At 35.1% G+C, this 13,450-nt stretch carries 10 protein-coding genes; 2 read left to right on the forward strand and 8 right to left on the reverse strand.

The genetic code is table 11. From position 1 onward, the window contains the following. Positions 1–228 precede the first annotated feature (228 nt). On the reverse strand, positions 229–993 hold the full coding sequence (locus AC3E9W_RS02860; protein ID WP_306154164.1) for an SDR family NAD(P)-dependent oxidoreductase: 765 nt from the start codon (positions 991–993) through the stop codon (positions 229–231). 212 nt (positions 994–1,205) lie between these two features. After that, entirely contained in the window at positions 1,206–2,894 is a 1,689-nt protein-coding gene (locus AC3E9W_RS02865) for a UxaA family hydrolase (protein ID WP_488766747.1), read from the reverse strand. A 139-nt stretch (positions 2,895–3,033) separates the two neighbouring features. On the opposite strand from AC3E9W_RS02865, the gene AC3E9W_RS02870 reads away from it, so the two are divergent. Further along, the gene (locus tag AC3E9W_RS02870; protein WP_488766749.1) at positions 3,034–3,900 is read left to right on the forward strand and encodes an AraC family transcriptional regulator; all 867 of its coding nucleotides are present in this window, start codon (positions 3,034–3,036) and stop codon (positions 3,898–3,900) included. A gap of 280 nt (positions 3,901–4,180) precedes the next feature. On the opposite strand, the gene AC3E9W_RS02875 is transcribed toward AC3E9W_RS02870, so the two are convergent. The 5 genes from AC3E9W_RS02875 to AC3E9W_RS02895 all read right to left on the reverse strand — a co-directional run bounded on the left by AC3E9W_RS02875 (position 4,181) and on the right by AC3E9W_RS02895 (position 10,851). Next, positions 4,181–4,960, reverse strand: a complete 780-nt coding sequence (locus AC3E9W_RS02875; RefSeq protein WP_184158626.1) for an L-fucose dehydrogenase — start codon at positions 4,958–4,960, stop codon at positions 4,181–4,183. Positions 4,961–5,399: 439 nt separating this feature from the next. After that, positions 5,400–7,085: a sodium/sugar symporter gene (locus AC3E9W_RS02880; RefSeq protein WP_306154172.1), complete on the reverse strand. Its 1,686-nt coding sequence runs from the start codon at positions 7,083–7,085 to the stop codon at positions 5,400–5,402. Between the two features lie 250 nt (positions 7,086–7,335). Next, complete coding sequence (locus AC3E9W_RS02885; protein WP_456891445.1) at positions 7,336–8,394, reverse strand: UDP-glucose--hexose-1-phosphate uridylyltransferase; 1,059 nt, start codon at positions 8,392–8,394, stop codon at positions 7,336–7,338. A gap of 18 nt (positions 8,395–8,412) precedes the next feature. Continuing rightward, positions 8,413–9,573 (reverse strand): galactokinase, encoded by a 1,161-nt coding sequence (gene galK / locus AC3E9W_RS02890; RefSeq protein ID WP_488766753.1) that lies wholly within the window; start codon positions 9,571–9,573, stop codon positions 8,413–8,415. A gap of 225 nt (positions 9,574–9,798) precedes the next feature. Further along, positions 9,799–10,851 carry an aldose epimerase family protein gene (locus AC3E9W_RS02895; RefSeq protein WP_488766755.1) on the reverse strand — a complete coding sequence of 351 codons (1,053 nt, stop codon included), beginning with the start codon at positions 10,849–10,851 and terminating at the stop codon, positions 9,799–9,801. A gap of 101 nt (positions 10,852–10,952) precedes the next feature. Between AC3E9W_RS02895 and AC3E9W_RS02900 the strand changes: the two genes are divergently transcribed. Further along, a complete protein-coding gene (locus AC3E9W_RS02900) occupies positions 10,953–11,951 on the forward strand; it encodes a GntR family transcriptional regulator (RefSeq protein WP_488766757.1) in 999 nt (332 codons plus the stop codon). A gap of 276 nt (positions 11,952–12,227) precedes the next feature. Here AC3E9W_RS02900 and AC3E9W_RS02905 read toward each other — a convergent pair whose 3' ends face one another. Beyond that, on the reverse strand, positions 12,228–12,917 hold the full coding sequence (locus AC3E9W_RS02905) for an NUDIX hydrolase (RefSeq protein WP_306154181.1): 690 nt from the start codon (positions 12,915–12,917) through the stop codon (positions 12,228–12,230). Between the last annotated feature and the right edge of the window lie 533 nt (positions 12,918–13,450).

Raw genomic sequence — 13,450 nt, forward strand, 5'->3', positions numbered from 1 at the left:
TTCTCCCGAAACTTCGGGACGCTCAGCCTGACAAAACAGTGTATATCTGTTTAATCCTTTAAATCTGTGGCTTTATATTTTTTTCGCCACGAATTCACGAATTTTTATTTCAATTATTCGTGAGATCTTCGTGAAATAAAATCACCTAGAATTTCACGAATCATAATATGTATAAATTCGTGACCCGAGCGATAGCGAACAGGCGAAGCAATTCGTGGCTATTTCTTTTTAGTTATTCAATTTTATAAATCCTCCATCAATTGGGTAGTCAGAACCAGTGATGAAAGAAGATTCGTCGCTGCAAAGGAATAATGCCAAAGTCGCGATTTCGTCTGGTTTACCCATTCTTCCGATTGGCTGTGATTGAGATAATTTTTCAAAGATTTCTTCTTCTTTTCCAGGATAATTTTTAGCGATAAATCCGTCTACGAAAGGCGTGTGAACGCGCGCAGGAGAAATCGAATTACATCTGATTTTATCGTTCAAATAATCTTTAGCCACAGATAAAGTCATGGCCATAACTGCACCTTTTGCAGTAGAATAAGCAAAACGATCTGGAATTCCAACCCAGCAAGCGATTGAAGCTAAGTTCAAAATTACTCCACCTCCAGAAGCTCTCAATGCAGGAATCGAAGCGTGAAGACAGTTGTAAACACCTTTCACGTTTACGTTCATAATTCTGTCAAAATCAGATTCGGAAGTAGTGTCTACTTTTCCAACGTGAGCAATTCCAGCGTTGTTTACCAGAATATTGATGTTTCCGATTTTCTCGAAAGTTGCTTTTACTTGTTCGTGGTTTGAAACGTCGCAAGCGTGAGCAAAAACATTTCCGCCAGCCGATTTTATTTCTTCAACCGTTTCTTTTGCGCTTTCTTCTGTTAATTCTAAAACGTGAACTTCAGCTCCTTGTTTTGCAAAAAGAACCGAAATTGCTCTTCCGATTCCGCTTCCTCCACCTGTGATTATGGCTTTTTTATTTTGTAATGAAAACATATTATATGTGTTTAATAATTTATTTTTTAATCTGTCGAGTGCAATTTTTAACACATAGAAACATAGCTTTTTTGAGTTTAAAAAGGCGTTTCACTTTATTAAAATTCACATAGTCTATGTGTGTAAACTAGTTTACTTTAATTTCCTTTTGTAGATAAGAAAATCTATGTCTCTATGTGTTGAAATTTATGCTTTTTTAATTGAAATTTAGCTTATAAAGATACGCCTCGTTTCCAAGGAATAAAATCGTCCTGATTTAATTGAACCGCTTTCGGAATAATTTCGCCACTTGCCGCTTTGATGCAATATTCTAAAATTTCCTCGCCCATTTCTTCAATAGATTTTTCACCGCTGATAATTGGTCCGCAGTCAATATCGATAATGTCTTTCATTCGAGTCGCTAAAACAGAATTGGTCGCAACCTTAATTACAGGACAAACAGGATTTCCTGTCGGAGTTCCTAAACCTGTTGTAAACAAAATAAGTGTTGCTCCAGAAGCTGCTTTTCCAGTTGTTGCTTCGACATCATTTCCTGGTGTACAAACCAAACTTAAACCAGGTTTTGTAACCAATTCGGTATAATCTAAAACGTCAATTACAGGAGAAGTTCCGCCTTTTTTGGCTGCTCCAGCACTTTTAATAGCATCAGTAATTAAGCCGTCTTTGATGTTTCCCGGCGAAGGATTCATGTGAAATCCTGAACCCACTTTATGTGCCAGTTCATCGTAAGATTCCATCAAATCGATAAATTTTCTGGCTTTGTCTTCGGTAACGCAACGGTCAATTAAATTCTGCTCGGCGCCACATAATTCTGGGAATTCAGCCAAAAGAATTTTTCCACCTAAAGCGACAACTAAATCAGAAGTATAACCCACAGCTGGATTTGCAGAAACACCGCTGAAACCGTCGCTTCCTCCACATTTTACACCAATGCATAAATCGCTTAAAGGCGCATCGGTTCTTTCGTATTTATTGATTTCGATTAAACCTTCAAATGTTTTTTTGATGGCATTGGTAATCAGAACTTCTTCACTTTCGGTTTGCTGCTGTTCAAAAATAAACAACGGTTTATCAAACTCCGGATTTTGTCTTTTTACATCATTCACAAAATCCTGAACTTGTAAATGCTGGCATCCCAAACTCAAAAGCGTAATTCCGCCAACGTTTGGATGATTCGCGTAAGAAGCTAATAATGCACTCAAAGTGGAAGCATCTTGACGTGTTCCGCCACAGCCGCCTTGGTGATTTAAGAATTTGATTCCGTCCACATTTTCAAAAACACGTTTGTTTTTCGGCGTCGGATTCAATTCGATATTAATGTCGTTAATGTCATTTCCGTTCAAATAACCTTCCAATAGTTCATGCGTAAACTGATTGTATTTGTCCGTTACCGCATAACCCAATTGTTTGTGTAATGCTTCTTTGATCACGTCAAGATTACGGTTTTCACAAAAAACAGTTGGTATAAAAAGCCAGTAATTGGCAGTTCCAACGCGTCCGTCTTTTCTTTTGTAACCTTTAAAAGTTCGGTTTTCAAATTTAGAAACATCTGGTGCGGTCCATTCGTAAGAAGCATTTCTGTACGCGTAAGGATCTGCCGCATGTTTTAGGTTTTCGGTTGTCATTAAACTTCCCTGCGGTACATCAAACTGTACTTTTCCGACCAAAACGCCGTACATATTTACCTCTTCTCCCTGCTTCATATCCTGCATGTAGAATTTATGTTTCGCTTTGATGAGGTCTTTTAAAAGGTAAGATTCATTTTCAAAATGAATGGTTTCTCCCTTTTGAAGATCGGTCAGGGCAACCAAAACATTATCATCCGGATGTAGTTTTACAACCAGTTTTTTTGTATTATTCTCAGACATTGCTTGTTGTTTTTTTTCTTTTTTTGATGCCATTTCTCGTGATTTTAAATCAATTCAAAAGCCTGATTTTCTTTAAAAAAATGAGAGATAAGCGAAAAATAAAAGTAGTTTTTTTAAGGATTGGTTATTAGCCTAATATTATCCTTGTGTAATCTTTTATTATCTTTGCAATATGAAATTAGAGCAAACCAAAATAACGTCGTATCTCAACTCCAAAGTTTCAGTTTTGAATCGGATTGAACCCTTTTTTCAATCGCCTTTTCATTCGCATCCAGAATTGGAATTAGTGTATGTAAAAGAGAGTTTTGGAAAGCGAATTATCGGGAATTCTGTTATGCCGTTTGAGCCAGGAGATATGGTTTTTCTAGGTTCAGATATTCCGCACGTATGGCTGAATGACGAGAAATATTATCAAGGAATTGAAGAATTAAAAGCCAATTCGATTGTGGTTTATTTCAACAAAGATATTTTCGGATCTGCTTTTTATGAATTACAGGAAACCCAAAAAATAAATGAGCTTTTTGTGCAGGCTGGAAAAGGGATTTCGATTATCGGAAAAACAAATAAACAGATTGCCAAAAAACTGGAAAAATTAGTCGCTAAAAAAGACTTCGAAGTTATTGTCGGACTTTTCGAAATTCTATCGATTCTTTCGGATAGTCCAGATAAGATTTACATTAACGACGAAATTTATTCTTTAATGCAAAAGGATTCTAAAACGGATCGTATTTCGGAGGTTTTTCAATACGTTAATAAAAATTACAAAAAGAATATTTCCTTAGAAGAAATTGCCGCTGTCGCAAATATGACACGGACGTCTTTCTGCAGAATGTTCAAACTCAAAACCAAGAAAAATTTCATGGATTATCTGCATGAAATTAGGATTTCGAATGCTTGTAAATTGTTGTTGGAAACGGATAAAAGTATGTCTGAGATTGGGTATGCGTGCGGTTACAAAACGGCTTCTAATTTTAATAAACTTTTTAAAAAGTGCAAAGGGATTACACCTACGGAGTTTAAGAGTAATGCTTTGGATTGAGAAAGGCTGCCACGAATTACACGAATTTCCACAAATTTTTAATTTTAGTTGTGTCAGGCTGAGCGGAGTCGAAGCCCACGTCCAATTGGAGCGCCCTTCGACTTCGCTCAGGGTGACAATCGGAAAAAAAGTTGCCACGAATTCACGAATTTTAAATAAATCCGTAAGGACTGCTTGAAAAAAAATGTGAATTTCACGAATTAGATCATTAAGTAAATCTGCTCAATCTGCGTGAAAAAAAATTCGTGAATTCGTGGCGAAAAAAATTTGCGAAAAAAAATTAAATCGATCGATCCAAATGCGTATAACCACCATCAACATAAATAATCTGTCCAGTAGTGTGGCTTGATTTTTCAGACAATAAGAAAACCACCATGTTTGCGATTTCTTCTGCGGTTGTCATTCTGTTTTCTAATGGAATATTTTTAGTAATTGCCGCCAGTTTTTCTTCTTTATTTTCAAAAGTATTGATCCACGTTTCGTAAAGTGGTGTATAACATTCAGCTACAATTACAGCGTTTACGCGAATGCTGTATTTTAATAATTCAACCGCCCATTCTCTTGTTAAAGCATTTCTTCCTCCGTTTGAAGCAGCGTAAGCTGAAGTTCCACCTTGTCCCGTTTCAGCAGTTTTAGAACCAATGTTTACAATAGCGCCTTTCGATTCTTTTAAATACGGAAGTGCGTGCTGTGCCATTAAATAATAATGCACTAAATTTTTGTGAAGCGAAGCAGCGAAATCCTCATAATTTCCGCTTTCTAATCCAACGCCGTCATTAACTCCGGCATTGTTTACCAATCCGTCAATTCTTCCGAATTTGGCGATTACGGCTTCAACGGCTTTTTTGCAGTCTTCTGGTTTGGTTAAGTCGGCAGCAACTTGATGTGCTTCTTTTCCAATGGCTTTTAATTCTTCTACGGCTTTGATGTTGTCATTTTCGTTACGTCCTACGATAAACGGAATGGCATTTTCTTCGGCTAGAACTTTAACGATTCCTAAACCGATTCCTTTCGCACCGCCCGTAACGATAATGATTTTTTGGGTTAATGATAACTGCATGATTTTTATTTTAATTTAAATACTGTTTGTTTTCTGTTGTGCTATTTTTTTAACACATAGAGGCATAGCTCTACTTTGTGTAGAAAAGGCATTTCATTTGTTTCAATTCACATAGCTATGTGTGCAAATCTAGATTTGTTCTTTGCTCTTTTCAACGCATTTCAAAATCTATGATTCTATGTGTTTAATTTTTTTGCCACAGATTGTAAGGATTAAAATGATTTTACACTCTGTTTTGTCACCCTGAGCGGAGTCGAAGGGCGTTCCAATTGGACGTGGGCTTCGACTCCGCTCAGGGTGACAATTTAATTCATAAATAATCCTTTTAATCTTTTAATCTGTGGCAATATATCATTTAATAAACTCTTTTAAAAATTTACAGCTGTTGTTCATGACAAACAACAGCTGTAAAAATAGAGAGAATTAGAACTGATATTTATTACCAGAACTTAACATAAAGCGCGATAATGATCAGCATCGTGATTACGATTAAGACCGTTGTCTGCGGTTTAACTTTGAACATTCCAGGCTCAGTCTCGAATGCTTTAGGGTTTACTTTTGGTCCAGCGAAACTGATTAGAATCATCGCAATCATTGTAAATAAAAATGATAATCCCATACAGATGTGGAACGGAATTTCGAAAGCTCCTTTTCCGTTCGGGTAGGCTGTATATAAAAGTGTGTCGTTTCCAAATAATGCAGGAGCGTATTCGTTGAATAAAACCGATAATACGAATCCTAAAATTACACCCACGATAGCTGCTGCTCCAGTAGTTCTTTTCCAGAACATACCTAAGAAGAACATAGCAAAAACTCCAGGGCTAATGAATCCTGTGTATTTTTGGATGTATGTAAATCCACCAACACCACCGATTCCTAAGATGTCATTCCATGTAAATAATACAGCTAAAAGCATTGCAGCAAATACAGCAAGTCTACCAATGTTTACCTGTTGTTTTTCGCCAGCATCTTTTTGAATGTATTTTTTATGAATATCTAATGTATAAATTGTCGAAATACTGTTTACTTTTCCAGCCAAAGAAGCAACGATCGCCGCAGTTAAAGCCGCAACAGAAAGTCCTTTTAAACCTGTCGGAAGGAATGTTAGAATGGCAGAATAAGCTCCATCTTTTCCTCCAACCAATTGAGGCAATTGTCCGTTTGTGTAGAGAACGTAAGCAGCGATTCCAGGAAGCATTACGATAAGCGGCATTAATAATTTTAATAAACCAGCAAATAAAATTCCTGTACGAGCTGTTTGCAAATCTGCTCCAAGTGCTCTTTGTGTAATGTATTGGTTACATCCCCAGTAGTTTAAGTTGATGATCCAGATACCAGCAGCGTAAGATAACAATCCTGGGAAAGTTAAATATTTATCGATTTCTAACTGAGAAGAAGTTGCAGTCGGTTTTGGAATAATCATTTTGAAATGCTCAGGCGCTTCTTTCATTAACACTTTGAAACCAGCAATGGCATTTTCGCCAACTCCAAAAGCACTTCCAACAGTTGTAAGAGCGATATAAGAAGTTACCAAACCTCCGATAATTAAAACGGCAACCTGAATAACGTCTGTGTAAGCCACAACTTTCATTCCTCCAAGAGAAATAAATAAAGCAAAAATGGCTAATCCTAACATGATTACGTGCAGATATTCTCCACCAGCAAGACCGTTAATGGCAACTGCTCCCAAATAAAGAATAGAAGTTAAGTTTACAAAAACGTATAAAAACAACCAGAAAACTGCCATAATCAAAGCAGTAGATTCGTTGTAACGTGTTTTTAAGAATTGAGGCATTGTGTAGATCTTATTTTTAAGATATACAGGAATAAACCATACCGCTACGATGATAAGAGCAACGGCAGCAAGCCATTCGTAAGCAGCAACAGCGATTCCTAAAAAGAAACCTTCACCACTCATTCCGATGAATTGTTCTGCAGAGATGTTAGATGCAATAAGAGAAGCACCAATTGCCCACCAAGTTAAATTTCCTTCAGCCAAAAAGTAAGCCTTAGCATCTTGTTCGTCCTGTTTACGTTTGCGGTAAACCGTGTAACCGTAGACCGAAACTACGATAAAATAAATAATAAAAACCGCATAATCTGCGACAGCAAGGTTTTGGTTCATTGTTAGTAGTATTTTAAATAATTATTATAGGGTTGTTTGTTTATGTGGTTCTAAATTGTTTTTATGTTGTTAAATCTTGTTAAAAATGCAAGATGTGTTTTATTTCTGTTATTTTTTTGCGAAAATAAAAGCAGAAGCCAAATGTAAAATAAAAATTTAGAAATCCGCCATTAGTAAATGTATTTTTTACATTTATAAATAACAAATTGTGTTAAATTTTTGATTTTCGACTAAATTCCAACACTTACTCTTACGCTTTTACCAGACTTTTGTAATGTACATCTGAAAGCTGTCTCAAGATTTCGGCACTTTTTTCTGGAGTAATGTCTCGTTGAGATTCGCCCATCATTTCGTACCCAACCATAAATTTCTTTACAGTTGCCGACCTTAACAACGGTGGGTAGAAGTGCATGTGAAAGTGCCATTCTGGATGAAGCAACCCATCTGTTGGCGATTGGTGAATTCCTGAAGAATATGGAAAAGAAGTATTAAATAAATTGTCGTACTTCGTGGTAAGCTGCTTTAAGATTTTCGCGAAAGCGGTACTTTCTTCAGCAGTAAAATCGGTGATTTTATTTACGGCTCTTTTGCTTACAATCATCGTTTCGTATGGCCAAATTGCCCAGAAAGGAACTAATGCTACAAAATGATCATTTTCGATTACAATACGATCGCCCACTTTTAATTCGGCTTTGACATAATCTTCCAATAATGTTCTGTCGTTTTTATCGAAATATGATTTTAAGCTATTTTGCGTTTTTTCAACCTGAGTTGGCAATGAAGATTGTGCCCAAATTTGGCCATGCGGGTGCGGGTTGCTGCAACCCATTACGCTTCCTTTATTTTCGAAAATCTGAACGTGGTTGATGAATTTAATATTTCCTAAATCGGTATATTCTTTCTGCCAAGTTTTGATGATGTTTTCGATATCTGCAATTTCCATTTCTGGCAATGTTAGATCGTGTCGTGGCGAAAAGCAAACTACTCTCGAAATTCCCTGTTCTGGTTTTGCTTTAAAAAAAGTATGTTTAATGTCGTCTTCAAAAATAATTTCGTCCTGCTTCATTGCCGCAAAATCATTTTCAAAAACAAAACTGTTTTCGTAAGCAGGATTATGCGCTCCGTTGGCGCGAACATTTCCTGGACATAAATAACAGGTTGGATCGTATTGAGGAAGTTCTTCTGTAGAAATAACTTCGTTTTGTCCCTGCCAAGGGCGTTTTGAACGGTGAGGAGAAACCAAGACCCATTCGTTAATTAGTGGGTTGAAGCGTCTGTGCGGATCTTCGTTAATGTCAAAATTTTTCATTGTAGTGTGTTGTGGTTTTTAAAGTAGCGTTGTTCCGTTTGAGATTTTTACATCATAGAATTTTAATTCAATTCCAAATGTATCTAAATAAAGCTTAGAGAACTTACGTTTTACCTCATTTTCGTGTCCTTTTTTAACTAAATTGATGGTACAGCCGCCAAAACCTCCGCCCATTAGTCTGGCACCAACGATGGCTTCGTCTTCTTTTGCGGTATCAACCAACATGTCCAATTCTTCGCAGCTTACCTCATATTCTTGCGATAAACCATAATGCGTTTCAAAAAGCAATTCGCCCAAAAGTTCGATATTACCAGCGTCCAAAGCTTTGCAAGCCTTGATCACACGATTGATTTCTTTTACTACGAAATGAACTCTGCTGAAAACTTTTCCAGAAAATTTGTCTTTCAGACTTACAACCTGTTCTTCGGTTGCGTCTCTAAAACTTTTTACTTCTGGAAAATGGCTTTTTATGATTGATAAACCTTCTTCACATTCAATTCTTCTCGTATTATATTCTGATGTAAAAAGTGAATGTTTTACATTAGAATCAAATAAAGTAAGTGAATAATCTTTGAAGTCGGCGTTGTGATATTCAAAATCTAAAGTATTGCAGTCTAACTGAATAACTTTATTTTCAAGTCCGTGAACACTAGAAAACTGATCCATAATACCGCAGTTGATTCCAACCCAGTGCTCTGCTTTCTGACCTAATAATGCGATATCTTTTTTCTCCAATTTTAAATCGAAAAGAGATTTGATTCCGAAAATCATTCCGCATTCTAAAGCTGCCGAAGAAGACAATCCAGAGCCAACCGGAATATTACTGCTGAAAACGCAATTAAAACCTTCAAAAGAAAAACCGTTATCTTGAAGTTGTTTGATAACGCCACGAATATAATTCGTCCAAACGACATCACTCAGTTTTACTTCCTCAGTCAGATCGATTTCAAATTCTTCATTTAAATCAATCGCGATTACTTTTGAAGTTTTGGTATTGTTTTTAGAAAAAGCAAAACAGATTATTTTGTCAATCGCAGCAGGCAAAACATAGCCATCATTGTAGTCAATATGTTCTCCAATGATGTTGATTCTACCTGGAGAAAGTACCATTTTTTCTGGAGAAGTTCCGAAAGATTTCTCAAAAAAAGCAGTGGTATTCTGTATTAAAATATCATTCATTATATAGTTAGTTGTATTGTGGTTTTTTGGTATTAATTAATTGTGTGAATTTTTAACACATAGAAACATAGTTATGTAAACTTAAAAAAGGCGTTTCACTTGTTTAAAAGCACATAGTATACTATGTGAAAGAAATATTTTTCTCTTTGCCTTCTTTTTGGAGCGCCCTTCGACTTCGCTCAGGGTGACAAACTGAATCTCGATGTATTTAAATTTAATTTTGTTTTAATTTAAACTTTCAAATTTGTAAAGCGTTTTCTGAGTGTATTCTTCTCCTTTTTTCAAAACAGCATTCGGAAAATGAGCATGATTTGGAGCGTCTGGGAAATTTTGTGTTTCAAAACAAATTCCGCTTTGTGCATTATAATCTACATTTTCTTTTCCTTTTAGTTTTCCGAAACAATTTCCGCCTACATATATATGTACACTTGGCTGATCGGTGTAAACATTCATTCTCAGGTTATTTTTAAGACTGATTAACTGCGCCACAATTTCTGTTTTAGAATTGACTACGAAAGAATTGTCAATAGGAAACGGACAGTTTTTTGGTGTTCTGAAATCAAAATCATGATTCGTTAAATCGGTATAATTTCCAGTTGGAATGTTATCTGGATTTGTTTCCAGCATTTTAGCCGATTTGATAAACATTTGCTGTTCCAGAACATTTGCATCGTGTCCGTCAAGGTTAAAATAGCTGTGATGTGTTAAGTTAATAACGGTATCTTCTGTTGAGGTTGCATTATATTCTAGCTTTAATTCGTTTTCTTCAGTTAATGTATACGTCAAGAAAACGGTCATTTCTCCTGGAAAGCCTTCGTCTAAATGTTCGCTTAGGAGACTAAAAGTAACAGATGAATTTTCTCCCGAAATAACATTCGCTACATTCCAGATTCTTCTTCCAAATCCCATGTCTCCGCCGTGAAGTGTATTTCCGTTATTGTTTTCATCAAGTTTGAATTCGATGTCATTAAGGTTAAAAGCACCTTTATGAATGCGTCCTGCATAACGCCCCACTGTAGTGCCGAAATAAGGAGCACTTGGCAAATTATAAGATTCTAAATACGCTTCTATATTATCGAAACCTAAAACCACATCTATCAGTTTTCCGTTTAACGGAATTTGGATCGAAGTTACCGTTGCACCATAATTGATGATCTGAACTTTCATTCCGTTTTTGTTAACGAGATCAATTGAATAAATTTCATCCTTATTCGGCATTAAACCAAACAATTTACAATTAGGATTCTCCTTTAAATGCGATATGTGTTTTATTTCCATAAAAATTTTACCAAAAGTGAAATCCAAAAATAGAAACATTTATTATTTTTGCATACCAGTACCTACCAGTTTTTAATATTTATAGTCAAAATGACTTTATTGTGAACATCATTTCAATTCAAAATAATATCGGTCTGCCAAAATATAAGCAGATTATTCTTTCAATAGAAAAAGCTATTGAAGAGGGGAATTTAGTTAAAGGTGACAGGCTTCCGTCGGTCAATAAAGTCTGTTTGGTTTTTTCTTTGTCTCGAGATACAGTCTTGCTGGCGTATGACGAATTGAAAAAAAGGGGAATTATTTATGCCATTCCTGGGAAAGGATATTACGTTAAAAGTGTTGAAATCACTATAACTCAGAAGGTTTTTTTGCTTTTTGATGAATTGAATATTTTCAAAGAAGACATTTATAATTCGTTTTTAAAAAACATCGGAAAAAATGTTCAGGTAGATATTTTCTTTCACCATTTTAATGTTCAGGTTTTCAAAAAACTGCTAAATGACAGCAATGGGAATTATACCAAATATATTATCATGCCGACGAACTTAAACGATATCGTCGATTCGATAAAAACCCTACCAGTAGGCGACGTAATTATTTTGGATCAGACCAATTCGGAATTGAAAATGTTCCCAGCGATTTACCAGAATCATCAAAAAGATATTTATGAAGGTTTGATGAAAGGCAAATTTCGATTGTCAAAATACAAGAAATTGATTTTGATTTTTTCTGGTTTTAGAGAGCCTCTGGGAATGAAACAAGGTTTTGAATCGTTTTGCCAGACGTATGGTTTTGAACATGAAATTATTTCAGATTTCAGCAACCAATCTATTGCTTTGGGAGATTTGTATATTATTCCGCACGACCGCGATCTGCTTTTGGTTATAGAAAATGCCATTAATCGAAATTTAAAGCTCGGAGAAGACTTCGGAATTATATCTTATAATGAAACGCCATTGAAGAAAATTGCGGCAAATGGCATTACGACGATCTCGACCAATTTTGAATTGATGGGAAAAATTCTAGCCGATATGATTCTAAAAGGAACAAAAGAGCAGATCGAAAATAGATCTGCTCTTATTATGCGGAATTCTTTGTGATGTTTTTTTTTGCCACGAATAGAAATTTAGTTTGTCACCCTGAGCGAAGTCGAAGGGCGCTCCAATAGGAACCGGGCTTCGACTCCGCTCAGCCTGACAATCGGGAGTGTTGAAAAAAATTGAACACATAGAAACATAGATTTTTTGAACTTTAAAAGGAATACAAAAGAAACTAGTTTCCACACATAGCTATGTGAATTTAAAAAAGTGAAACGCCTCTCTCCACAAAGAAAAGCTATGTTTCTATGTGTTTAAATAATATGCGTTACAGTTTATTTACAAATTCAGAACAAAATCGTTAAGTAATTTTTCTTCATATTTCTCTTTATTAAAAGTATATAAATAAGAACCTTTACGAGACGACTGCATGTCTTTTTCGTCTAGTTTATTTAAGATTTCCAGAGAATTTATTTTACTGATGAAATTTCTTTTGTCCAATTCTTTGCTCAAAATCGCTTCGTATAATTCTAAAAGCTGACGCATGGTGAATTTTTCAGGAAGCAGTTCAAAACCAATTGGTTTTATAGAAGTTTTGTATCGAAGTCTTTTAATTGCATTCTGCACCATTTCGTTGTGGTCAAAAATCAAATTTGGTGCATCATTAATTGGGAACCATTCTGCATGATAATTCTGGATCAGTTCTGCATTGTGGTTTTCTATATTAATTAAAGCAAAATAAGAAACCGAAATGGTTCTTTCTACCGGGTCACGATCAATTTCACTGTAAGCATATAACTGCTCCATATAAATATCGTTAAGACCTGTATATGTATTTAATATTCTGGTTGCGGCAGCGTCTAAAACTTCATCGCGTTTTAGAAATCCTCCAATCAAAGACCATTTTCCTTTTTCAGGCTCAAAATCTCTTTGAATAAGAAGTATTTTCAGACCGTCATTGTCGAATCCGAAAATGATGCAGTCTACTGCCAGTAAAACTTTATCAGCAGAGCTATAACTATTTAGCATATATATTAATTTGGTGTGGTAAATATATGAACTTCTTAAAAGCTATCATAATTTATTAATGTAGATTTTACACTTACATAAATAACTGCTCAAATGTAAAGTTAAAAAAGTTAGATTTTACACAAAAATAACATACAAATCTCCATTTTAAGATTTTTTTAAGAAAAAAACAGGACAGTCAAGGATAGTTTTTTGCAAAAAAAGGTTCTGTTTAGTCAAAAACGATCGAAAATAAACAATCCTTTACCTACAAAATTATCATTTTTTTCCATTCAAAACATTAAAAAACAGAATATTTCTTCAATTTTTTATTGGAGCCGTTTTTTGATTAAAAAACGACTTTTTCATAAAAAGTGTATTTTTTACACAATTAAAACTTAAAAAACGACTGCTTTTTTGAAAAAACTATGAATTTTTAAATGTTAATTCAACACTTAATTTGCGATATGTGTTTTTTTTCGGCGGTTTTTTTGTGATATTAATTTGTTTACGTGATTTTTTTTTAGTTAAATTTACAAATGTAAGATTAACAC

The sequence above is a fragment of the Flavobacterium sp. 38 genome (assembly GCF_057799715.1).